The 22,729-nt window shown below is 63.8% G+C and carries 26 protein-coding genes; 14 read left to right on the forward strand and 12 right to left on the reverse strand.

Going from position 1 to position 22,729, the window contains the following annotated elements:
* Positions 1-7 precede the first annotated feature (7 nt).
* Positions 8-1,441 carry a glutamate synthase subunit beta gene (locus tag ACODRZ_RS03605; RefSeq protein WP_488969496.1) on the forward strand — a complete coding sequence of 478 codons (1,434 nt, stop codon included), beginning with the start codon at positions 8-10 and terminating at the stop codon, positions 1,439-1,441.
* A gap of 243 nt (positions 1,442-1,684) precedes the next feature.
* Entirely contained in the window at positions 1,685-1,993 is a 309-nt protein-coding gene (locus ACODRZ_RS03610) for a putative quinol monooxygenase (RefSeq protein WP_488969497.1), read from the forward strand.
* A gap of 15 nt (positions 1,994-2,008) precedes the next feature.
* On the opposite strand, the gene ACODRZ_RS03615 is transcribed toward ACODRZ_RS03610, so the two are convergent.
* Positions 2,009-2,698 carry a uracil-DNA glycosylase gene (locus ACODRZ_RS03615; RefSeq protein ID WP_488969498.1) on the reverse strand — a complete coding sequence of 230 codons (690 nt, stop codon included), beginning with the start codon at positions 2,696-2,698 and terminating at the stop codon, positions 2,009-2,011.
* An 83-nt stretch (positions 2,699-2,781) separates the two neighbouring features.
* Here ACODRZ_RS03615 and ACODRZ_RS03620 point away from each other — a divergent pair, with 83 nt between their 5' ends.
* From ACODRZ_RS03620 to ACODRZ_RS03640, 5 genes are all read left to right on the forward strand, one after another.
* Positions 2,782-3,405 (forward strand): ribonuclease D, encoded by a 624-nt coding sequence (locus ACODRZ_RS03620; protein WP_488969499.1) that lies wholly within the window; start codon positions 2,782-2,784, stop codon positions 3,403-3,405.
* 28 nt (positions 3,406-3,433) lie between these two features.
* Positions 3,434-4,081 carry an LPS export ABC transporter periplasmic protein LptC gene (gene lptC / locus ACODRZ_RS03625; RefSeq protein WP_488969500.1) on the forward strand — a complete coding sequence of 216 codons (648 nt, stop codon included), beginning with the start codon at positions 3,434-3,436 and terminating at the stop codon, positions 4,079-4,081.
* Complete coding sequence (locus ACODRZ_RS03630; RefSeq protein ID WP_488969501.1) at positions 4,078-4,605, forward strand: LptA/OstA family protein; 528 nt, start codon at positions 4,078-4,080, stop codon at positions 4,603-4,605. The genes lptC and ACODRZ_RS03630 overlap by 4 nt, the downstream gene beginning before the upstream one ends.
* A gap of 105 nt (positions 4,606-4,710) precedes the next feature.
* A complete protein-coding gene (locus ACODRZ_RS03635) occupies positions 4,711-5,142 on the forward strand; it encodes a hypothetical protein (RefSeq protein WP_488969502.1) in 432 nt (143 codons plus the stop codon).
* A gap of 46 nt (positions 5,143-5,188) precedes the next feature.
* Positions 5,189-6,961: a hypothetical protein gene (locus tag ACODRZ_RS03640; RefSeq protein ID WP_488969503.1), complete on the forward strand. Its 1,773-nt coding sequence runs from the start codon at positions 5,189-5,191 to the stop codon at positions 6,959-6,961.
* 16 nt (positions 6,962-6,977) lie between these two features.
* Here the strand turns inward: ACODRZ_RS03640 and ACODRZ_RS03645 are convergent, their stop codons facing one another.
* The 5 genes from ACODRZ_RS03645 to ACODRZ_RS03665 all read right to left on the reverse strand — a co-directional run bounded on the left by ACODRZ_RS03645 (position 6,978) and on the right by ACODRZ_RS03665 (position 13,136).
* Positions 6,978-8,378 carry a sugar transferase gene (locus ACODRZ_RS03645; protein WP_488969504.1) on the reverse strand — a complete coding sequence of 467 codons (1,401 nt, stop codon included), beginning with the start codon at positions 8,376-8,378 and terminating at the stop codon, positions 6,978-6,980.
* 141 nt (positions 8,379-8,519) lie between these two features.
* Positions 8,520-9,575, reverse strand: a complete 1,056-nt coding sequence (gene holA, locus ACODRZ_RS03650) for a DNA polymerase III subunit delta (protein WP_488969505.1) — start codon at positions 9,573-9,575, stop codon at positions 8,520-8,522.
* A gap of 6 nt (positions 9,576-9,581) precedes the next feature.
* Positions 9,582-10,082, reverse strand: coding sequence for an LPS assembly lipoprotein LptE (gene lptE, locus ACODRZ_RS03655; RefSeq protein WP_488969506.1), 501 nt, complete (start codon positions 10,080-10,082; stop codon positions 9,582-9,584).
* The gene (gene leuS, locus ACODRZ_RS03660) at positions 10,079-12,598 is read right to left on the reverse strand and encodes a leucine--tRNA ligase (RefSeq protein WP_488969507.1); all 2,520 of its coding nucleotides are present in this window, start codon (positions 12,596-12,598) and stop codon (positions 10,079-10,081) included. The genes lptE and leuS overlap by 4 nt, the downstream gene beginning before the upstream one ends.
* A gap of 70 nt (positions 12,599-12,668) precedes the next feature.
* Positions 12,669-13,136 carry a DUF3576 domain-containing protein gene (locus tag ACODRZ_RS03665; RefSeq protein ID WP_488969508.1) on the reverse strand — a complete coding sequence of 156 codons (468 nt, stop codon included), beginning with the start codon at positions 13,134-13,136 and terminating at the stop codon, positions 12,669-12,671.
* Between the two features lie 281 nt (positions 13,137-13,417).
* Here ACODRZ_RS03665 and ACODRZ_RS03670 point away from each other — a divergent pair, with 281 nt between their 5' ends.
* Positions 13,418-14,176, forward strand: coding sequence for a hypothetical protein (locus tag ACODRZ_RS03670; RefSeq protein WP_488969509.1), 759 nt, complete (start codon positions 13,418-13,420; stop codon positions 14,174-14,176).
* Positions 14,177-14,305: 129 nt separating this feature from the next.
* A complete protein-coding gene (gene phbB / locus ACODRZ_RS03675; RefSeq protein ID WP_488969510.1) occupies positions 14,306-15,028 on the forward strand; it encodes an acetoacetyl-CoA reductase in 723 nt (240 codons plus the stop codon).
* Positions 15,029-15,469: 441 nt separating this feature from the next.
* On the opposite strand, the gene ACODRZ_RS03680 is transcribed toward phbB, so the two are convergent.
* Positions 15,470-16,591, reverse strand: a complete 1,122-nt coding sequence (locus ACODRZ_RS03680) for an NADH:flavin oxidoreductase (RefSeq protein ID WP_488969511.1) — start codon at positions 16,589-16,591, stop codon at positions 15,470-15,472.
* Between the two features lie 104 nt (positions 16,592-16,695).
* Between ACODRZ_RS03680 and ACODRZ_RS03685 the strand changes: the two genes are divergently transcribed.
* A complete protein-coding gene (locus ACODRZ_RS03685; RefSeq protein ID WP_488969512.1) occupies positions 16,696-17,061 on the forward strand; it encodes a winged helix-turn-helix transcriptional regulator in 366 nt (121 codons plus the stop codon).
* Positions 17,062-17,067: 6 nt separating this feature from the next.
* Here the strand turns inward: ACODRZ_RS03685 and ACODRZ_RS03690 are convergent, their stop codons facing one another.
* From ACODRZ_RS03690 to ACODRZ_RS03710, 5 genes are all read right to left on the reverse strand, one after another.
* Complete coding sequence (locus ACODRZ_RS03690; RefSeq protein ID WP_488969513.1) at positions 17,068-17,622, reverse strand: PAS domain-containing protein; 555 nt, start codon at positions 17,620-17,622, stop codon at positions 17,068-17,070.
* A gap of 209 nt (positions 17,623-17,831) precedes the next feature.
* Positions 17,832-18,350 carry a 30S ribosomal protein S9 gene (gene rpsI, locus ACODRZ_RS03695; RefSeq protein ID WP_488969514.1) on the reverse strand — a complete coding sequence of 173 codons (519 nt, stop codon included), beginning with the start codon at positions 18,348-18,350 and terminating at the stop codon, positions 17,832-17,834.
* Positions 18,350-18,829: a 50S ribosomal protein L13 gene (gene rplM, locus ACODRZ_RS03700; protein WP_232495097.1), complete on the reverse strand. Its 480-nt coding sequence runs from the start codon at positions 18,827-18,829 to the stop codon at positions 18,350-18,352. Before rplM ends, rpsI begins: the two co-directional genes overlap by 1 nt.
* Positions 18,830-18,963: 134 nt before the next feature.
* Positions 18,964-19,296, reverse strand: coding sequence for a divalent-cation tolerance protein CutA (gene cutA / locus ACODRZ_RS03705; protein WP_488969515.1), 333 nt, complete (start codon positions 19,294-19,296; stop codon positions 18,964-18,966).
* Positions 19,293-20,363, reverse strand: a complete 1,071-nt coding sequence (locus tag ACODRZ_RS03710) for a COX15/CtaA family protein (RefSeq protein ID WP_488969516.1) — start codon at positions 20,361-20,363, stop codon at positions 19,293-19,295. Before ACODRZ_RS03710 ends, cutA begins: the two co-directional genes overlap by 4 nt.
* A gap of 154 nt (positions 20,364-20,517) precedes the next feature.
* Here ACODRZ_RS03710 and ACODRZ_RS03715 point away from each other — a divergent pair, with 154 nt between their 5' ends.
* The 4 genes from ACODRZ_RS03715 (at position 20,518) to ACODRZ_RS03730 (ending at position 22,644) form a co-directional block, all read left to right on the forward strand.
* Positions 20,518-20,889: a MerC domain-containing protein gene (locus tag ACODRZ_RS03715; protein ID WP_488969517.1), complete on the forward strand. Its 372-nt coding sequence runs from the start codon at positions 20,518-20,520 to the stop codon at positions 20,887-20,889.
* Between the two features lie 17 nt (positions 20,890-20,906).
* On the forward strand, positions 20,907-21,119 hold the full coding sequence (thiS, locus tag ACODRZ_RS03720) for a sulfur carrier protein ThiS (protein ID WP_008831265.1): 213 nt from the start codon (positions 20,907-20,909) through the stop codon (positions 21,117-21,119).
* A gap of 56 nt (positions 21,120-21,175) precedes the next feature.
* Positions 21,176-21,958 carry a bifunctional sulfur carrier protein/thiazole synthase protein gene (locus tag ACODRZ_RS03725; RefSeq protein WP_488969518.1) on the forward strand — a complete coding sequence of 261 codons (783 nt, stop codon included), beginning with the start codon at positions 21,176-21,178 and terminating at the stop codon, positions 21,956-21,958.
* Between the two features lie 158 nt (positions 21,959-22,116).
* Positions 22,117-22,644, forward strand: a complete 528-nt coding sequence (locus ACODRZ_RS03730; protein WP_488969519.1) for a hypothetical protein — start codon at positions 22,117-22,119, stop codon at positions 22,642-22,644.
* The last annotated feature ends 85 nt before the right edge of the window (positions 22,645-22,729 follow it).

Here is a 22,729-nt window from a genome sequence, read left to right on the forward strand (position 1 = left end):
TATCAAGATGGGCAAGGAAACCGGCTTCCTCGAACTCGACCGCAAGGACCGTACGTACGGTCCGGTCGAGGATCGCCTCAAGAACTACAACGAGTTCGTCGTCCCCCTCTCGCCCGAGGCGCTGAAGGCACAGGCGTCGCGCTGCATGAACTGCGGCGTGCCGCACTGCCACACCGGCTGCCCGGTCAACAACATCATCCCGGACTGGAATCATCTGGTCTATGAGGACGACTTCAAGAACGCTCTCGAAGTCCTACACTCGACCAACAACTTCCCCGAGTTCACCGGCCGCATCTGCCCCGCCCCGTGCGAGGCCGCCTGCACGCTGAACATCATCGACGAACCCGTGACCATCAAGTCGGTGGAATGCGCGATCGTCGACAAGGGATGGCAGGAAGGCTGGATCACGCCGCAGGTGCCTGAGAAGCGCACCGGCAAGTCGGTCGCCGTCGTCGGCTCCGGCCCGGCGGGCATGGCCTGCGCCCAGCAGCTGGCCCGCGCCGGTCACTCGGTGACGCTGTTCGAGAAGAACGACCGCGTCGGCGGACTGCTGCGCTACGGCATCCCCGACTTCAAGATGGAGAAGCACCTCATCAACCGCCGTCTCGTGCAGATGATGGCGGAAGGTGTCGAGGTGAAGACCTCGGTCGAAGTGGGCGTCACCGTCTCGGTCGCCTCGCTGAAGGAAAACTTCGACGCGGTGGTCTTCGCCGGCGGCGCGGAAGACCCGCGCCCGCTCGCGATCCCCGGCTTCGAACTTCCCGGCGTGCGCTACGCGATGGAATTCCTCACCCAGCAGAACAAGCGCAATGCGGGCGACGACGAGCTGCGCGCCGCCCCGCGCGGCACCCTGTCGGCCACCGGCAAGCACGTCATCGTCATCGGCGGTGGTGACACCGGTTCGGACTGCGTGGGCACCTCCAACCGCCAGGGAGCCGCTTCGGTGACGCAGCTGGAAATCATGCCCCGCCCGCCCGAAAAGGAAGACAAGGCGCTGTCGTGGCCGTTCTGGCCGCTCAAGCTGCGCACGTCGTCGAGCCACGAGGAAGGCGCGACCCGCGACTGGGCTGTGCTGACCAAGCGCGTCATCGGCGACAACGACGTCAAGGGCCTCGAATGCGTCCGCGTCGAGTGGAAGGGCGGCAAGATGCAGGAGATCGAAGGCAGCGAGTTCACGCTCGAAGCCGACCTAATCTTCCTCGCGATGGGCTTCCTCGGCCCCCGCAAGGCCGGCATGCTCGACCAGTCGGGCGTCGAACTGGACGCGCGCGGCAACGTCAAGGCGAACGTCTTCGAGTACCGCACCAGCGACGAGAAGATCTGGTCCTGCGGCGACATGCGCCGCGGCCAGTCGCTGGTCGTCTGGGCGATCCGCGAAGGCCGCCAGTGCGCACGTTCGGTAGACGAAGCGCTGATGGGCGTGAGCCAGCTGCGGCGCTGATTTGCGGCGTTATCGGATTGAGAGGGGGCGTGCCGAAAGGTGCGCCCCTTTTTCGTTGCGCCTTGCCTCGGGGGCTTCGACAAGCTCAGCCTGAGCGGAATTTAAAGAACGGCTCTCCAACCCGCTCAGGCTGAGCTTGTCGAAGCCCTCACCGCATGCACCACGCCCGCGCGATCATTTCTCCCGCCGCCTTGACCCCGAACCCATCGCCCGGCTCTCTCCGCACCCAAAGGGAGAACCGCAATGCTGCTCGAAATCGCGGAAATCGAAGTACGTCCCGGAGCCGAAGACCAGTTCGCCAGCGCCATGCGTGATGCTGGGATAGCCCACCTCGCCACCTGCGAGGGCGTCGTCTCCGCCCGCTTCGGACGCGGGGTGGAGAACCCCTCGAAGTTCACCTTCAACGTCGTGTGGACATCGATGGAAGCCCACCAGAACGCCCGCACACTCGAAGCATTCGGCAGGTTCCGGGCCTGCTTCGGCGATCTCTCGGTCGGCGGTGCAATGAGCCACTACGTGATGGACGAGGCGATAGAAGGCCGTTCGGCCTGACTCGTCGTCCCGGAATCACCAGTCGATCGTACCGCGCCCACGCGCCACGAGAAACGCATTCGCCTTGCTGAAATGGCCGCAGCCGAAGAACCCCTGATAGGCCGACAGTGGACTGGGATGCGGCGCCGTCAGGACCAGATGATGGCTCTCCATCAGGCCCGCCACGCTCAGCGCCTTCTTCTTCGCATGACTGCCCCAGAGCATGAACACGCAGGGCTCCGTCTTCGCCGCCACCGCCGCGACGGCGGCGTCGGTGATCGCTTCCCAGCCGCGCTTCTGGTGCGAGCCGGCCTGCCCGGCCTCCACCGTCAGCGCATTGTTCAGCAGCAGCACGCCCTGCCGCGCCCAGTGCTCCAGATTGCCGTGCCCCGGCGCTACGACACCGCAGTCGGTCGCCAGTTCCTTGTAGATGTTCACCAGCGAGGGCGGCACTTTCACCCCCTCCTGCACCGAGAACGACAGGCCATGCGCCTGCCCCGGCCCGTGGTAGGGGTCCTGCCCCAGAATCACCACGCGCACCTGATCGAGCGGCGTCAGTTCCAGCGCCCGCAGCCGGGTGCCGCGCGGGGGATAGATCACCTTGCCCGCCGCTTCCTCAGCCTTGAGCCAGCCGCCCAGCTTGCGCGCCTCGGGCGTGGCGAGCACCGGCGCCAGCGCGGGAGCCCAGTTCTCCGGAATGGCCTGGACGTCCTGTGTTGCCGACATGCCCTCAACCTTCCCGAAAAACCCGCGCCTCAGTGCGCGCGCCATTGCGAAACCGCCAGCCAGTCCCTAAGCATTTTCGGATCATGGCTGTCCATCTCCACGAAGAAGATCTCCCCGAAGGCGTGCTCGCGCCGGGTCCCGTCGCTATCGACACCGAGACCATGGGCCTCATCACCGCCCGTGACCGGCTCTGTGTTGTGCAGATTTCGGACGGCAAGGGGGACGAGCACCTCGTCCGCTTCAAGCCCGGCAGCGATTACGCCGCCCCGAACCTGAGGGCCGTGCTGGCCGATCCGGCGCGGCTGAAGCTGTACCATTTCGCCCGGTTCGACCTCGCCGCGATCGAGCACTATCTCGGCGTCACTGCAGCACCGGTGTTCTGCACCAAGATCGCCAGCAAGATGGTCCGCACCTACACCGACCGCCACGGCCTGAAGGACCTGGTGCGCGAACTGCTCGGCAAGGAAGTATCCAAGCAGCAGCAGTCGAGCGACTGGGGCGCCCCGGAATTGACCGACGCGCAGAAAGACTACGCCGCGTCCGACGTGCGCTATCTGCACGCGATGCACGAAATCCTCGTCGTGCGCCTCGCTCGCGAAAACCGCACCGAACTCGCCCAGGCCTGTTTCGATTTCCTTCCGGCGCGCGCCCGTCTGGACCTTGCGGGCTGGCCGGACCACGACATCTTCAGCCACGAAGCAGCCTGACCCGTCTACGGGAGTTACCTGAAGCGCCATGTCCGTCGAAGCCGTACAGATCCAGAACCGCCGCCGGCATTTCGCCCGGCCCGGCGGCTCGCATGATCGACTCGTCGGACTGCTTGCCAAGGTGCTTCCGGCCGGCATCGGCCTCGTCGCTGCCGTCATGATCCTGGTCCCGCTGTCCCCGCGCGGCGAGATCAGCTTCCTGCTTGACCGCAACAAGGTGGCGATCACCAATGAACGCCTGCGCGCGGACGATGCCGCCTATCGCGGCAAGGACAACAAGAACCGCGACTTCACCGTCAACGCCGGTACGGCCGTGCAGAAGAGCGCGACCACGCCGATCGTCGAGATGCTGGGCCTCAAGGCCCTGCTGAACCTCAACGACGGCCCGGCTGAAATCGTTGCTCCGCGCGGCGCCTACAACTACGACAGCGAGCAGATCGCCATCGACGGTCCGGTCAACTTCGCCGCTCCCGACGGGTACAAGATGACCACACGCAACGTCGCCGTCGATGTGAAGCAGAAGACGGCCGTGGGTTCCGGCGGTGTCGATGGCACTGTGCCAACCGGCACATTCCGCGCCGATTCGATGAAGGCCGACCTCGAGAACCGCACCGTGACCCTCGAAGGCAACGCCCGCCTGCGCATGACGCCGGGCAAACTCAGGATACCGCAATGACCGCCGCCCCCCGCATGCTCTACCGTACCGCGCTGGCCCTGCCGGTGCTGGGCCTTGCCGCCCTTGCCGGGTCGCAGCAACTGGGCGCGCAGGTCTTCAACGGCCACAACTCCAACGCCCCGGTGGACTACGCCGCCGACCGCATCGAACTGCAGGACAAGCAGGATCGCGTGATCCTGTCCGGCAACGTCGATGTGAAGCAGGCTGAACTGCGCCTGCGCGCGGCACGCACGGTAGTGAACTTCACCAACCAGGGCTCGATGCAGATCCAGCGCATCACGGCAAGCGGCGGCGTGGTCGTTTCGCGCCCTGACGAGACTGCGACGGGTGATGTCGGCGTCTACGACTTCAACCAGCGCATCATCACGATGACCGGCAATGCCACGATCAAGCGCAGCAACGGCGACGTCCTGCGCGGCGGACGGCTGGTTGTCGACCTCAAGAGCGGCGTGTCTTCCGCTTCGGCCGGACCGAACGGGCGTGTTTCCGGCACGTTTTCAGTGCCCAAGCAGAACGGAAAGTAACTTCCCGGCCTGCCTCGGCTCGATGAAATTAACCAAAAGACATTTTCCTACAGCCGATAATGTGCGTAATTGGTTTCGGGTTTCCTTCGTGTCTGAGGAGTCCCGATGCCAAACAACCCCATTTCCGTGCCTGCCGGGTATGCGCCTGCATTTGCCGTAGGCTTTGCCGCGTCGTCCGGCGGCGACCTGTCGATCGTTGAGCCTGGCCGACCGCTGCCGGTCACATCCGTTCAACCGCCCGCATCCTCACCGCTCACCGGATCAGCCCAGGCGCAGACAACCGCCGGTCCGTTCATTCCTGCGCCCGCCCGACCGGTTTTCCTGGCGCTGGCGGGCATCTGGCAGGGAAATGTCATCATAGCGCGATCCACCGATGGCGGCGCGACGCTCCAGCCACTTACCCTGGCAGGCGAGCCTTGGGCCAGTTTCACCTCCAATGCCTGCGAAGTCGTCTGGGAGGAATACGAAGCGGGCGCCGCGCTCTACCTCCTCGCCGATATAGCGTCCGGTTCCCTGCAATATCGCCTGTCCCAGTAACCCAGCGACCAAAAGTTCATCGCACAGCCTCGTCTGGAGAACATCCATGCCCATCGATGTAATCGCGCGCGGAATGGCCGTAGCGCAAGCGCGCTCCTTCGCCTCGAACGAACCGGGCAAAGGCGCTGCACTCATCTTCACGGAAAGCGGCGACAGTCTGCAGACGGTTTCCGAACTCTCGCTAGGTATCGCACCGGTTCTCCCGAGCGGGGGAGACGATACGGCAGCGCTGCAGGCCGCCCTATCGACCGGGTGCTTGATACTGGCCAAGGGCGCAAGTTATCAAATTGCGGGAAGCCTTACTTGTCCGGCGTACCGCTGTGTCGTGGTCGGTAACGGCGCGCGGCTCAACGTCAACTTCGGATCAGATTACGCCCGCCCGGTTTTCCAGAACGACAAGCAAAGGGACGTCAGTCATACGCTGGTCGTCCGCGATCTCGTGATCCGCGGAAACTGCATGATCTTTGATTTTCGATACTCTTCCAACAACCCGGGTGCCGGGATGAAGATCAAGGCGAATTGTATCGACTTCAATACTCTCGACGGAAATCAGCGCCAGGGAACAGGACTGATCATAGCCGATCAGATCGATTTTCTGGAAATGTCCAATATGGATATTATAAATGTCGATCAGGTATTCCAGATCGGGGGCGGAGCAGAACGGCGCGACAGCACCCAGTTATCGATGCGTCAGTTCTATATACAACAGGTAAATGGTATTGGCTCGATTTCGGGAGTGGATAAATTTACGCTGGAGCAGGTCGATGCAATGACCGTCGGTTCAGGCATTGCCTACCTCCGATCCTGCAAGAACATTCAATGCAGACAGGTGCATGTCGAAGGGATAGGCGCTCCCGGGTATTCGACCGCCGGCGGCGCCATGCCAGCGGCAGCGCAGGGCTATGCCCATTACATCGCAAATCTCATCGAGATTGGCGCCCATTTCGATCAGTGCAAGACCATAGACCACGGCGGGACCGGCGGAACGGGAAAAGGCAGCATATACATCGGTCAAGCGTCACTGCCGAGACTTCAGAATGTAAGGCTTACCAACTGTACGTTTGCGTTGGCAATGATGGGCTCAGCCAATTGGAAGGCGATAGTCAACAGGGGCCGTTTCAAATGGAGCGGCGCCTGGCCATTCACGGCCGACGTGTCACTTCACGCAATCTCCATGCAGTACCAGGATGCCCGGATAGAGGATCCGGTCATCGACCGGACGAGCGCCGGAAATCTGCTGCCGGGGTCTACGCCCCTGAGCCTGACGGATACTGCGATCTCAGGGGGCGGGTCGCCTCCGACAGTGTCGGAGGTGGCGGACGGCTATAGCACGTTCGCCGGCCATTCGGTGACGTTCAATGCCGCAGGATATCAGATGGTCAAAGCGGTCAACGTGCCGCACGGCTGGAATACCCTGATCTTCGAAGGACGCCGAACGGCCGGCCTGCCCAGACTATTCGCTCAGCAGACTGGCGGCAGCTTCTCCACGTTCGTCGATGCTGTACTGGTCGATGGCGCCGGCGAAGACATAACCTGGCGACTCCCCTTCTGGAATGCGACGCCGAACCAGTCCATCAAGATCGGCTTCCTGTCTTCAGCGACGGGCGATGCTCTCAACTGCACGTATATCGGCCTGGCGCGAGGGCTGCATGTTCGTAAACCGGTGACGTCGACCCCTGAAACCTTCGCGTCGCTCCCTCCGCCGAGCAATCTGTGGCTGGGCAGACAAGTCATAGTAAGAGCCACCGGAACAGCCGACACCGCATACATTTGCCTGCGCAATGCCGCAGGTAGCGCCACTTGGGTAGCGCTTGGCTAGGTCGGCAAGCAGGGCCTCAGAAAGCCCTGTCGTGCACCAGGACACGCATGGTCAGGAAGATGATCTGCAGGTCACGCATAATCGTCCACCCCTCCAGGTACTCAAGATCCGCCTGGAGGCGGTTGACGAGGTCCGATTCATGATCCGTCGCACCACGGAAGCCGCGCACCTGGGCGAGGCCCGACAGGCCGGGCTTCAACGAATGGCGCTGCCAGTAACGCAGATCGACTTCCCAGAACAGCTTGTCACCCGCCAGCGACCCCGTGGCATGCGGCCGGGGACCGACCAGGCTCATGTCGCCGAGCAGCACGTTGAACAACTGCGGCAGCTCATCGATACTGGTACGCCGAATGAAACGGCCGACAGTGGTGATGCGCTTGTCGTCTTTCGAGGCGGAGACCGAACCGGTCGCATCGCCCAGAGCCTGCGTCATCGAACGGAACTTGTACATGTTGAAGAAGCGATTGCCGCGGCCCATGCGGCGCTGGGTGAAGAATACCGGCCCTCCGTCCTGCAGCTTCACGGCCAATGCCACCACGATCAGCAGCGGCGACAAGGCGAGAATGGCGCCGCCCGCGAAGGCGACATCGAACAGCCGCTTGACGGCACGATCACGCAGCCCGAGCGGGCCAGCGGATACCATCAACAGCCCGTGCTTGCCGACAACACGCGCGCCTTGTGCGCCAAGACGCGCAACTTCGTCGTCGAGCACTTCGCCATCCACGTTCGCCCCTTTGAGCATCATCGCCCATTCAGCGCGCCGTCCTGCCGGGCAGCTTACGATCACACGATCGATATTGCGGAGGACGAGACCTATGCGATCCAGCGCATTCGGGTCATTGAGGTTGGGGCGCAGGCCCATTCCGGCCGCTGAAATGCGGATCGCTCCGCGCAGTTGCACTTGAGGTCCGCCATCGTCGATGATGAGTTCGTTGATGATGTTGTCGCCACAACGCCAGCGCACGAAACTGCGCAACTGCAGACGCATCCACGCAATGACGGCCATCGCCGCAAGAGCGCCACCATTGAAGCCGGAGCGCGAAACGTCCGCATCCGGCCGGATCAGGAACTGCACGAAGACCACGACGACTACGGCAATTACGATAGCCAGCAACGCGCGGAATACGCCTTTCCAGCCATCCTGCAACGAAGCGGTTGAATAGGCACCGTTGTAAAGCGCCAATGTCAGGAAGATCGGAAGAATCAATTGAGCATGGACCATGCTCTCGGCAAGACCCTGAGATCCTGCAAGAATATACCCGGTTGTAGCGAAGCCGATGAAAATCGAAGCGATGTCGCCGACGACGAGGGAAAGATAGCATTGCAGACGACGCCGCTCGAGCGACGGAGCAACGAGCAGATCATCGACATCGGCCCGCTCCTTGGCGAGCAAACCTGCAGCAAACGGGGCGTTCATGCTGGTAGCACCCGGGCTTGCAAATTCACGCTGAATGCCTCCCTCATCAGAACCTCAGCGCGAGCAGCACGGACATCATGCTGCGGCGCAATAGGTATATGCCCGTATGTACTGAAGAGGCAACCCTAAAAGCGGTTTCTGTCAGGACGTGGTAATTGTCGGTCGTTTTGAATTAGGACGCGCCGATCTTGCAATTGTCAAAAGACCGTCAGCCAATAGCAGTTCCGCATCCTGACTGTTAGCCAACAGGGCCTGATGAAGCCCGACCAGTCGCGCGACAAGCCGTTCGAGGCGATAGCCACGCCAAACCTGCAACTGGGCAGTCAACGCCGGTTGGTCTTTCCAGAATATCCGCCGTGCGCCGGCCTCCGCCTTCAGGAAGCCTGCAACGTCGCGGCTGTCGCCCAGACGTGCATTGAGGCCCGCAAGCTGGGCGGTCCTGCGCTCGAACGCAAGCAGCAGGCCTACCGGGTTCATGCCCTGCTCACGCATCCGCTTCAGTTCGGAGCCAATGATCTCTCGCTTGCCCCCGAGCACCGCATCCACGAGCGGGGAGAAATCGTCATCCTCGGTCGATGCGCCTATGGCATCGAGATCTTTTGCTGCGACCGGTCGCGGAGTTTCGGGGGATGCATCGAGATAGACCGCCAGCTTGGTCACTTCCGAACGGGCAAGCCGCGTATCGAGACCTGCTCCCCGCGCGATCCACTCGGCGATCTCGCTGCCCAGCTTGAGGCCTGCGGCATTGGCCATCGTCCGTACCGATGCTGTCGCCGAAGCCAGGTCCGGCGGGTAGAACATGGCGACAAGGCCATCGGGTCGACCTGCAAGCAGCTTGGCGGTCCGCGACTTGTCCGTTGCACCGGTCGCGACGATCAGGACCGGACATCCCTCGACGTCGTTCTCAAGCAGGGTCTGTACGGCATCGTGCGCCTCGTCGCCCTGTGCTCGAACCCATATATGTCGCGTGCCGCCGAACAGGGAAGTGGAGCGGGCCTCATCGCCGAGACGGACGGGATCGCGGCGCAATTCTGCACCCGACATTTCGATCCGTTCGCCGGGTTCGGGAAGCAGCGAGAGGATTTTCGCCGCAGCATCGGAGGCCCCCGACTCATCAGGGCCGCAGAAGAAGAAGACGCGGGCATCGCGGGCAGCACGCTGGGCAAGGCCCGCGAACTCCTTCTGGGTGGCCTTCACAGCCCTTTACTGGGCGGTTTCACCGCGCAGACGCAGCGCGATGTTGGTGACGATGCGCGTGGCAATGTCCTTGGACATATTCTCGAGTGCGGTCTGCTCGGCGGCGATCGTCGCATAGTCCGAAGAAACGACGTCGATGCCTGCGTCGGAGCCGGCAGTCTGGTCAAGCACGACCTCGCCGCTGCCCACGTCCACCAGTTGATAACGCGCGCGCAGTGTACGCCGTTCGCGGCCCACGGTATCGTCCGAGAGCAGCGCGAAGCTTTCCAGCTTGTCGTCGAGGCGCACATCCAGCCGATACTTCGGCGTGACGCCCTTCGCGCCCGATACGCCAAGTTCATCGACCAGCGCATTGCGCACTAGCCAGCCCGCCTTGCCCTGGATCGCCGAGACTTCGACGGCGGCAAGCCCTTGCGCGACGGCGGCGTTACCGCCGCCGGCATACATCGGCTGCAACCCGCACCCGGCGAGCAGCACGGCGGCGGTGAGGGCGACTAAAGCCTTCACGCGACGAGATTTACCAGTCGGTCGGGCACCACGATCACCTTGCGAATTTCCGCACCATCAAGTGCACGCTGCACTTTCTCGCTGGCAAGGGCAAGCGCCTCGAGGTCTTCCTTCGACGTGCCCTTGGCGACGGTGAGGGTATCGCGCAGCTTGCCCTTGACCTGGACGGCCACGGTGACCTCGTCATCCACCAGGAGTGCCGGATCGACTTCGGGCCATGCGGCGTCGGCGATCAGGCCCTCTCCGATCGAGGACCAGGCCTCTTCGGCGAGGTGCGGCATCATCGGCGACACCAGCAGCAGCAGTGTGCGGATCGCGGCGGAACGGCTGGCGGAGGGCTGGGCCTTCTCCACCGCGCCGGTCAGTTCGTAGATGCGCGCCACGGTCTTGTTGAAGCCGAGCGATTCGATGTCACGCGCTGCGGCATCGACGGTCTGGTGGACCTTGCGGTCGATCGCCTTGTCCTCGCCGGTCGCCGCCGCGTCATACTGCGCGAACAGGCGCCACAGGCGCTGGACAAAGCGGCCGCAGCCTTCGATGCCCGCTTCCGACCAGGGCAGGTCGCGCTCGGGCGGGCTGTCGGAGAGCATGAACCAGCGGATCGCGTCGGCGCCGTAAGTCGCGACGATCTCGTCGGGATCGACGACGTTCTTCTTCGACTTCGACATCTTGATGACGCGGCCGACTTCAACGGCTGCGCCATCGGCCTTGAGCGTCGCGCCTTCGGAGGTGCGCTCCACTTCGCTCGGCGCGAAGTAAATCGGCTGGCCGTTGGCTTCATTCACGCGGGCATAGGTCTCATGCGTGACCATGCCCTGGGTGAACAGGCTGCCGAACGGCTCCTTGACCTCGATCTTGCCGATGCGGGCCAGCGCGCGGGTCCAGAAGCGGGCGTAGAGCAAGTGCAGGATCGCATGCTCGATGCCGCCGATGTACTGCTCCACCGGAAGCCACTCGGCAATTTTTGCCGGGTCGAACGGGCGGTCGTCGGGCTGGCTTGCAAAGCGCAGGAAGTACCAGGAGGAATCGACGAAAGTATCGAGCGTGTCGGTCTCTCGGCGAGCCGGGTGGCCGCACTGCGGGCAATCGACATGCTTCCAGGTCGGGTGACGCACCAGCGGGTTGCCGGGCGTCTGGAAATCGACGTCCTCGGGCAGCACGACGGGGAGGTGCTTCTTGGGCACCGGCACTACGCCGCAGACCTCGCAGTGGATGAACGGGATCGGCGTGCCCCAGTAGCGCTGGCGCGAAACGCCCCAGTCGCGCAGGCGCCACACCGTCTTGCCCTCGCCCCAGCCTTCGCTCTCGGCGCGGGCGATGACGGCGGCCTTGGCCTCAGCAACGCTCATGCCATCGAGGAAGTCGGAGTTTACGAGAACGCCGTCGCCGGCCTCGGATTCGCCATCGAAAGACTTGTCAGCTTCCTCGGCGCTCGCAGCGACGACGCGCGCGATCGGCAACTGGTACTTGGTGGCGAATTCGAAGTCGCGCTGGTCGTGGCCGGGAACGGCCATGACCGCGCCGGTGCCGTAGTCCATCAGCACGAAGTTGGCGATGTAGACCGGCAGCGGCGCGCCCGTGAACGGGTGCTTCGCGGTGATGCCGGTATCGAAGCCCAGCTTCTCCGCCGTTTCAAGCTCTGCGGCGGTGGTGCCGCCCTGCTTGCACAACGCGATGAAGTCCTGAACCTCGGGGCGGCCTTCGGCGCATCCTTGCGCGATCGGGTGATCGGCGGCGACGGCGACGAAGCTGGCGCCGAAGATCGTGTCCGGGCGAGTCGAGTAGACCTCAACCTTGCCACCCGTGGAAAGGTCGAAGCTGAACTGCAGGCCCTGCGACTTGCCAATCCAGTTCTCCTGCATCGTGCGGACCTTCTCGGGCCACTTGTCGAGCGTGGAGAGGCCGTCCAGCAGTTCGTCGGCGAAGTCGGTGATCTTGAGGAACCACTGGGAGAGCTTGCGCTTCTCGACCAGCGCGCCCGAGCGCCAGCCGCGCCCGTCGATCACCTGCTCGTTCGCCAGAACGGTCTGGTCGACCGGATCCCAGTTCACCGCCGATTCCTTGCGGTAGACCAGGCCGTGTTCGTAGAGGTCGAGGAACAGCGCCTGTTCCTGCCCGTAGTATTCCGGTTCGCAGGTCGCCAGTTCGCGGCTCCAGTCGAGCGCGAAGCCGAGGCGCTTGAGCTGAGCCTTCATGTTGGCGATGTTCTCGCGCGTCCAGCCGCCGGGGTGGACGCCCTTTTCCATCGCCGCGTTCTCGGCGGGCATCCCGAAGGCGTCCCAGCCCATCGGGTGCAGGACCTCGAAGCCCTTCATCCGCTTGTAGCGCGCCAGCACGTCGCCCATCGTGTAGTTGCGGACGTGGCCGATATGGATGCGGCCCGAAGGATACGGGAACATCTCCAGCACGTAGCTGCGCGGCTTGGATGAGGTGTCGTCGGCGCGGAAGCTCTGCGCTTCGTCCCACGCAGCCTGCCAGCGCGTGTCCGCCTGTGCGGGATCGAACCGCTCGGTCATCTTTGTCTAAACTCCTGCGGGACGCGCCCGCTCAAATGAACGGGCGGCGCTTTTGGCCGCCCGGTAACTCTCAGCCGCCGATCGAATCGCGGCGCAGGTCGCGGGCGCGGGTGAGGATGATGTCCTCGAGCTTCTGCACAGTCGCCGCCTGCACCGGAGCCGGCACCCAGCCACCACCCTGCTGCACTTCGCGCACGGCGGTGACGCGCAGCGCGTCGGCACGCAAGTCCTGATCGAGGATGGCGATCGACACTTTCACGCGCTCGGTCGGGGTCTTGGGGTTGACGTACCAGTCCGTGATGATGACGCCGCCGGCGCTGTCCGACTGGAGCAGCGGCATGAACGACACAGAATCGAGGCTGGCACGCCACAGGTAGCTGTTCACACCGATGGTGGTGACCTGCGAAGGCGCGAGCTTGGCCTGCTCCTTCTTCCTGCCACCGCCGCAACCGGCCAGCGCCAGCGCAGCCGCGGCGCAGATGCCCACGGTCGTCAGCGTGCGCACGGTGAAGAGGCCGTTGTCGGTGCTGGCTGTCATGTTCGTTCCCAAATCCGGTGTCAGAGGCTGCAGGCGCGGCGCGCGCCGAACCTGTCGTCAAAACGCCTCTATAACCGCCGGTGGGCCAGCGGCAAGAGCGCCTTTCCGATGGGCTGTCCCAAGCAGGGCGCGGATGAGCGCGTCCTGAACGAGGGCGCCCTCTTTGCCCCTGACCCTTTGCCCCGCACTCAGGCCGTGTTAATCTGTCTGGACGATCATGGGGTCATCCTTCACGGCAAGTCCGTGAAAGTGTCTCGATGACAAGCAGACAGGGGCTTTCGATGAGTACCGAGCGTGAGGGCGCGGCCCGGGGAGGCATGAAGGGAAGCCTGCTGCTGGCAGGCTGCGTCACCCTTCTTGCGTTGCCGAGCGCGGTTCTCGCTTTCTCGACCGACTTCAAGAGCAACCCCTCGGCAAGTTCCGGGCAGATCGATTCGCTTGCGCCCGAAACGACTCAGGAGAACCTGTCGCAGGCGATCGCGCTGCGCTCGCTCGCGAAGGGTGACCTGTTCCCCTTCACTCCGGCGGGCACGCCCAATCGCGCGGATCGTGCCGTGACCGTCGCCGTGCGCGTCGATCCGGAAGCAGCGCAGGCGATCATCGTCCACGGTCGCGCCCCGCTCGCGCAGGCGAATCAGGATCAGGCACGCCTGCGCATCGCGCCTACTGCCTTCAATCTCGGCGTTTCCCGCGGATATCAGAACTTCGCGCAGAATCTCGTTCCGCAGGCGCCCACCCGCCCTCTGGCGGAACTGCCGGACCTGAAGAAGTTCAGCTTGTCGCCCGGCCCCGCCAAGCACGACGAATCGCGCTTCAGCCCTCGGATCTCTCTCGACGAGAAGAAGGCCTCCGGCCGTGCTCCGCGTACTTTTGCTGTCGATGGCAGTGAGGTGGATCTCGGCGGCGCTTATCGCGTGACCGAGAATCTCGATGTGACCGCGGGCGTGCGTTATTCCCAGGAACGTGAACGGCTGGTTCCGCTGACCGACGGCAAACAGGACAGCCAGGCCGTTTACGTGGGCACCCAGTTCAAGTTCTGATCCAAGCAATATTGCTTGCAAAATCTGCAACCAGGAATGATGCATTTAGGTCAATAGTCGGCCTTGCGGCCGTCATAATCCTTCCATAGCCTTGTCGTCGGTGGATGCTCACAACGAAAGGCTGAAGGTATGGCGCGCGTTGCAATTGTAACTGGCGGAACCCGGGGTATTGGCGAAGCTGTTTCGCTCGCATTGAAAGAGCGCGGTCACACCGTTGTCGCGAACTACGCAGGCAATGAAGAAAAGGCCGCCGCCTTCACCGAACGTACCGGTATCCCTTCATACAAGTGGGATGTCGGCGATTTCGAGGCGACACAGGAAAGCTGCGCGCGCATTGCCGCAGAAGTCGGCCCGATCGATATCGTCATCAACAATGCCGGCATCACCCGCGACGGCGTGCTCCACAAGATGAGCTTCGACGACTGGAACGACGTCATGCGCGTCAACCTGGGCGGTTGCTTCAACACCGCAAAAGCGACGTTCTCCGGCATGCGCGATCGCGGCTGGGGCCGCATCGTCAACATCGGCTCGATCAACGGCCAGGCCGGCCAGTACGGCCAGGTGAACTATGCCGCAGCCAAGAGCGGAATCCACGGCTTCACCAAGGCACTGGCTCAGGAAGGTGCGAAATACGGCGTCACCGTCAATGCCATCGCACCGGGCTACATCGACACCGACATGGTCGCGGCGGTTCCCGCCCCGGTGCTGGAGAAGATCGTCGCCAAAATTCCCGTGGGGCGCCTCGGCAGCGCCTATGAGATCGCGCGCGGCTGCGCCTTCCTCTGCTCTGAAAACGCGGCTTTCGTTACCGGATCGACGCTGAGCATAAACGGCGGCCAGCACATGTACTGACGATGGCGGACGCGGCCGCGGCTAACCGTCGTTTGGGTCGGACGCGCTTCTCGGCGCAACAACAGGCCCAACTTGAACTCCTCGCCCGAAAAGCGTAGAGTTAACGCCGCAAACGACACTGGCCCATGGCCTGTGGATCAAGCCCTCGCCGCTGCAACGGCGGGGGCTTAGTCGTTTCAGAGCCCGACTTCCTGTCTTCGGTCCATTTTCGAAACGTCTGGGGGACACGCTGCAACGTATCCCCCACCCGTCGCCTACTTCCGGCCCTTCACCTCCACCACCTTCAGGATGAGGGTGGCAAAGGCGAACAAGGCCCCAAGGAAGAGGCACAAGTCAGCAAACGACACTGGCTTTTCCTCCAAGGGATCGACGGCAGGATTGCCGCCGCCGACCACCCTATAGGAAAAATCCTACATGTTCCATATTTGTTCTCATTGAACGTCAGGCGAGTTCCGCGAGCGCGGAGGCGTCGAAACCCTTCAATCCTGCCGCATTGCCGTCACGCACTTTGGCAACCCAGTCTGCGTCAGTGATGAGGGCGCGGCCCACGGCGATCAGGTCAAACTCGTCACGCTCCATGCGCTCCACGAGTCGGTCCAGACCCACGCTGGACGAACCCTCGCCGCCGAATGCCGCCATGAAATCACCAGAAAGGCCGACCGAACCGACGCTGATCGTCGCGGCGCCGGTCAGCTTCTTGGCCCAGCCTGCAAAGTTCAGCCCATTCTCGCCGTCGATTTCGGGGAATTCGGGCTCCCAAAATCGACGCTGCGAGCAATGCAGCACATCGACACCCGCCTCCACCAACGGCTGCAGCCAGTCGGCCATGAGGTCCGGCGTATCGGCGAGGCGCGCGGCGTAGTCCTGCTGCTTCCATTGGCTCAGGCGCAGGATCAGCGGATAGCCCGGCCCCACGGCCTCGCGCACCGCCGCGACGACTTCCGCCGCAAAGCGCGAGCGCTCGCGAATGGTGGCGCCGCCGTAGCGATCAGTCCGCAGGTTGCTGCCCGCCCAGAAGAACTGGTCGATGAGATAACCATGCGCGCCATGCAGCTCGACCACGTCAAAACCGAGGCGGCGGGCATCTGCGGCCGCCGCGGCGAAAGCAGCGACGGTGTCGGCGATGGCTTCCTCGCTCATCACCTCCCCACGCGGCATGTCAGGTGCATCGTAGCCCGACGGGCTCTCGACCGGGGCATCGGGTACCCATTCGGTCATGAAGCTCTTGGTCGCGCCTGTGTGCCACAGCTGCGGCCCCATGCGGCCACCGGCGGCGTGGACCGCATCGATCACCTGCTTCCAGCCGCCCAGTGCCGATTCGCCATGGAAAAAGGGGATGCCGGGGTCATTGCGTGAGGCGGGGCGGTCGATCACGGTTCCTTCGGAAAGTATCAGTCCGACGCCGCCTTCCGCCCGACGGCGATAGTAAGCGGCTTGCGCCTCGCCGGGGATACCCTCGGCCGCAAAAGCGCGGGTCATCGGGGCCATGACGATGCGGTTGGGAAGTTCCAGCGAGCCGATGCGAAACGGCTGGAACAGAACGTCGGTGGCACTTGCGGTCATTGCGGAGCAGCTCCAGTTTGCTGGGGGAACCGCTTAGGTATATATCAGATACCTGAGGTCAATGAGGCACCCTGAGGTGCGCAAGTATATCCAGGGATACCTAGATGCCCGAATGCCAACATTTCTCGGTCGATTGCCCCAGTCGCCTGCTGTTCGACCAGATCGCCGACAAGTGGTCCATGATGGTGCTTACCGTGCTCGATGCCGGCCCCATGCGCTTCAACGGAATCAAGCGCCACCTCGAAGGCGTGACGCAGAAAGCGCTCACCCAGTGCCTGCGGCGGCTGGAGCGCAACGGTCTGCTCGAACGGCGGGTGATTCCCGTCTCCCCGATCGGGGTGGAGTATGAGATCACGCCGCTGGGCCGGTCCCTGCAAACCCCGTTCAAGGCTCTCTACGGCTGGACGATGGCCAACATGCATCAGGTCGAGCAGGCGCGCGCGGAATACGACCGGCGCCTCGCGGCCTGAAGCGGGTCAGTTCAGACTGGACGACGGATCGAGCAATCGCAGATGGGCCTGCGCCATCAGACTGACGGCATCACCGATGACTGCGAGCGCATCGTCGACGGCAATGCCGCACCCGACGCTCAGCGGCGCGAGACCGTTCAGTGCCTGAATTAGATCCCTTTCGTAAGCTTGCAGGCGCTCCGCCTCGAGCCGCGTGACATCGAACTGGGATCCGAGGATATAGCGTGCATCACCCGCTTCCGTTCTCAGGCGCGTCAGGCAAAGCAGGTTCACGAAGGCCGAACCATCGCGCCGGAAATTGATGATCGGCGCTCTGGCTGCAATGGTATCCTCATTGTGCAGGAAGGCGCGAAACTTTGCATGGGCTTGCGCATCCCGCACGCCGCCCTGCAACAATCTGCAATTTTGACCGACCATGTCGTCGGCGGAATAGCCGGTCAGTTCGGTGAAGCGCTCGTTGACGTAGAGCAGGGGATGATCGCCGTCGATCGATGCAAGCGACAACGCGATCGGCAGCGACGTCAGAAAGTCGCGCAGTTCCGAGGGAACCGATGTTTCCATCGCAGGTCAACTCCAGCCGGACAGACTCGAGCGACTACCAGAACGAAGCCCGAAAGCACAACGTCGTGGCGGAAATTCAGAGTCTTGCCAGATTCCCCGAGCAGGATGTCCAACCGGCCACGCTCCTCCTCCCGGCATGAAAAAAGGGCCGCGGTTTCCCGCGACCCCTTTTTCGTAGCCTTGGCTCTGGGCCGAAGCTCTCGATAGGCTTAGCGCTTCGAGAACTGGAAGCTGCGGCGTGCCTTGGCGCGGCCGTACTTCTTACGCTCGACCACGCGGCTGTCGCGGGTGAGGAAGCCGGCTGCCTTGACGGCCGAGCGCAGGGCCGGCTCGTACTTGGCGAGAGCCTGAGCGATGCCGTGCTTCACAGCGCCCGCCTGACCCGACAGACCGCCGCCCTTGACGGTGGCGACGACGTCATACTGGTCTTCGCGGCCAGCGACCTGGAAGGTCTGGTTGATGACCAGACGCAGGGTCGGACGGGCGAAGTAGACTTCCTGGTCACGGCCGTTGACGATGATCTTGCCCGAGCCGGGCTTGATCCACACGCGGGCAACGGCGTCCTTGCGGCGGCCGGTGGCGTAAGCGCGGCCCTGCGCGTCGATCTGCTGCTCGCGCAGCGGAGCGTTCGAGACGGGAGCGGCTGCAACGGTTTCGTCACCGACGGTCACGTTGCCGGCGATCTCGGCGAGGTCCGACAGGCTCTGCACGGTTTCGTTCTCGGACATTATGCGCCCACCTTGTTCTTGCGGTTCATCGAAGCGACGTCGAGCGCTTCGGGCTGGGTGCCACCGTGCGGGTGCTCGGTGCCGGCGTAGACGTGCAGGGCGCGCATCTGGTCACGGCCGAGCGGGCCGCGCGGGATCATGCGTTCGACAGCCTTTTCAAGCACGCGCTCGGGGAAGCGACCGGCGAGGACCTTGTCCGCGGTGACTTCCTTGATGCCGCCGGCGTAGCCGGTGTGCTTGTAGTAGGTCTGCTGCTTGAGCTTGTTGCCCGTGAAGCGCACCTTCTCCGCGTTGATGATGACGACGTGGTCGCCGCAATCGACGTGGGGGGTGAAGCTGGGCTTGTGCTTGCCGCGCAGCAGGTCTGCAACGATCACGGCCAGACGGCCTACAACCAGATTCTCGGCATCGATCAGATGCCACTTCTTCTCCACCTCGGCCGGCTTGATCGACCGGGTGACCTTCGTGAGCGCCTTCATGGCTGGTCTATCCCTATAATTCGAGCGCCAGCCACGGGAGCGAATCCCCTGATAGCGCGGAAGGCGGCCAAATCGTCGAAATGGCTGCGTAAGTCAAGCAATGCGCGGGATTGCAGAGAGGTAAAATAATACCGTCAAGGTCGAGACGGCAACCCGGCGAGCCAGGCCAGCGTTTCCGGCGCCCCGGCATCGCAGCGCCAGCCAAGAACGGCGGGATCGTCGTAAGGGTGCAACTGCGCAACGCGGGCGACGGCTGCATCCAGCAGTTCCGCGCGGGTCTTGAACAGGACGCCGAACTCCCGCGCAGTCCCGCGCTCACCATTCCATACGAAGATGCTCAGCACGCCCGGCACAATGTTGGCGCATGCGACCAGCGCTTCGTCCAGCAGCACGTCGATCACCGCCAGCGCGGCATCCTCGTCTGGAAACGGGCACCAGACGAGCGCCCCGCCCGCGATCGTGCTCATCCCCGGCGGCCGAGGGCATGCGCCCCCCACACTGTCGCAGCGACGAGGAGAGCGCCGCACAGCTGGTGCGCGACGGCGATCCACAGAGTCACGCCGGACCACACGGTAAAGATGCCGAGCAGCACTTGCGTGCCGAAAGCACAATGCACCGCGACCGAAACCAGCCGCTCATGCCTTGCCTTGAGCTTGCGCCCCATGACGACCAGCACCGCAACCACCGCCCATGCCCACCAGCGGTGGATGAAGTGCGTGAGGTAGGGATCGTTGACCAGCGACGAGAAGAACCCGCGCGCCCACTCCACACCCTCGGGAAAGAAGGTGCCCTGCATCAGCGGCCATGCGTCCCAGCTCCACCAGCCGGCACCGGCGACGTAACCGGCACGCAGGCCCGCCACCATGGCGCCCATGAACAGCTGCAGCGTCAGCATGCCCAGCGCGAGGGCGCCAAAGCCGGTCAACCGCGCCCGCTGTTCGCCGCGCTCCATCGCCTTGAGATCGAGCGCGGTCCAGACGAGCCCGCCCAGCGTGAACAGCGCCACCAGCAGGTGCGCGGCAAGGCGGAAATGACTCACCCGGTCCAGCGCTTCGGCGCTGAGGCCCGAGGACACCATCCACCAGCCGACGACGCCCTGCAGACCGCCCAGCGCCAGCAGCGCCAGCAGCCGCGGCTTGTAGCCGCCGGGGATCGTGCGCTTGAACCAGAACCACGCCAGCGGAACCGCGAAGACAAGGCCGATCGTGCGCGCCAGCAGGCGGTGGAACCACTCCCAGAAATAGATGAACTTGTACTGCTCCAGCGCCATCCCGGCGGGGCCGTTGACGTCGAGGTACTGCGGAATCTGCTTGTAGCGGGCGAACTCGGCCTGCCACTGTGCGTCGGTGAGCGGCGGGATCGCGCCGGTCAGCGGCTTCCACTGGGTAATGGAAAGGCCCGACTCGGTCAGCCGGGTGATCCCGCCCACCGCAACGATCAGCACCACCATGACCGCCACCGTCAGCAGCCAGCGCACCATCGGGGCGATATCGTCACTCGTCCCGATGATCGGGCGCCCGTCGTTCACTCTCATGCGTCTGCTTCTTCTTTCATGCGGGCGTTTCCTGCGATTTTGCGGGCATTTGCGCAAGAGGGCGTTCGACGGCACGTGCTTTCGGCGAGTCTTGTTTGAAAATTTCGCACGTATGCCCTTGCATGATGATACAACGTTACATAGATGGCTGCCCATGCGTACTGCCCTTCTTGCGATTCGTAACCGCCTCGACCGTGCCGGGATCATCCTGAGCGGGCTCTGCGCAGTGCATTGCATCCTTGGCGTCGTCCTTGTCGGCGTGCTGGGACTGGGCGGCGAAGCGCTGCTTTCGCCCAGCATCCACCGCATCGGCCTGGCCCTTGCGCTGGTCGTGGGCATCATCTCGCTCGGCTTCGGCATGCTACGCCACGGGCGTGTCGCTCCGCTGGCGATAGGCGCATCGGGTCTGACGCTCATGGGCATCGCCCTGCTGGTCGGTCACGGCATCGAGGAGACGGTGCTGACGATCGCGGGCGTCGCGCTTGTCGCCTTCGCGCACATTCGGAACTTGCACGGCGCCTGTTGAGCGCTATTCGGCAAGCCATGGCTGCCGAAATCCTGCTTACCGTGAATGGCGAACCGCGCCGTATTGCCGCCGGTTCCAGCATCGCCGACCTCGTCGCACAGATCGGCCTCGACCCCAAGAAGGTCGCGGTCGAGCACAACGCCGAGATCGCGCCGCGCTCGACGCTTGCCGACGTGACCTTGTCAGAAGGCGACGTGCTGGAGATCGTCCACTTCGTTGGCGGCGGCTGATCGGGCTATCCTGCCCCGCTTTTCCTGATCCCCGCTTCCCCGAAAGGACGCGCTTCATGACCGATTTCCCCGCTGATTCCTGGACCGTTGCCGGTCGTACCTTTACCTCGCGCCTGATCGTGGGCACGGGCAAGTACAAGGACTTCGCCCAGAACGCCGCCGCGGTGGAAGCATCGGGCGCCGAGATCGTCACGGTTGCCGTGCGCCGGGTCAACGTGTCGGACCCGAAGGCGCCGATGCTGACCGACTTCATCGACCCTCGGAAGATCACTTACCTGCCTAACACCGCCGGTTGCTTCACTGCCGACGACGCCATCCGCACCTTGCGCCTGGCCCGCGAGGCGGGTGGCTGGGATCTGGTCAAGCTGGAAGTGCTGGGCGAGGCCCGCACCCTCTATCCCGACATGCGTGAAACGCTGAAGGCCACCGAGATTCTCGCGAACGAGGGCTTCCTGCCGATGGTCTACTGCGTCGACGATCCGATCGCGGCGAAGCAGCTCGAAGAGGCGGGCGCCGTCGCTGTGATGCCGCTGGGCGCGCCGATCGGCTCGGGCCTCGGCATCCAGAACAAGGTGACGGTGCGCCTCATCGTCGAGGGCGCGAAGGTCCCGGTGCTGGTCGACGCGGGCGTGGGCACCGCTTCGGAAGCCGCCGTGGCAATGGAACTGGGCTGCGACGGCGTGCTGATGAACACCGCGATCGCCGAGGCGAAGGAGCCTGTCCGCATGGCCCGCGCCATGAAGCTGGCAGTCGAGGCCGGTCGCCACGCCTACCTCGCCGGTCGCATGGGCCAGCGCCGCTATGCCGACCCGTCGAGCCCCCTCGCCGGCCTTATCTGAGCACCTTCGTACCGAAACGGGACGGGCCTGCAGCCTTTCCCGTTTCTGACGGCAAACTGCGCATACAAACCTTTGCATCGTAAACCGTCCAGAAAGGATGATCGTGGTTAAATCCGACTCGTGACGGGGATCATCCCGCCACCTCAGGGACAACCACGATGGCCCACGCAGGTACGGCTAGTCTGACGATCAACGAGCTGCGCGAATTCGCCAGCTTCTCCCCCAGCGAGCAGCGCTACATCCGGCGCAGCCTCGACATCGGCCTCGGCCGCCAGGATGCTTTCAAGCTCTGGGCGCGCGACGAGAACGAACTGGCCTCGATCCGAAAGCAGTACGTCGCCTACCAGGATCTCAAGACCCTGCGCACGATGCGCCCGGACGATTACAGCTTCGACGACGTCGATGCCTTCATGGGCAAGCTGGTCCGCATGGCCGCGTTCGACCTGGCGCAGGAGCGCCTGACCAGCTTCTCCGCCTTCCGCTTCCTCTATGAGCGCCTGCTCGGTGGCTGGGTACGACCTTGGTTGCCGGGCGCGTTCTGCGGAGCCGCCGCGCTGCCACAGATTCGCCCGGATCGCCGCCGCACGCTGCTCCACTCGATCAGCGAAGCCGCCGCCACCGCGCCCGGATGGTCCGACCGCGAACCCAGCTTCTATCCCGAGTTCATCGAGAAGGAAGCGGCTTAAACCGGGACCGGTGATCCTATCATCGGCATTCCCGCAAAGGCGGGAACCCATCTCCTGACGCCGCCTGTTGCACGGTCTCCAGATG

The sequence above is a fragment of the Novosphingobium sp. FG90 genome, assembly GCF_057808725.1.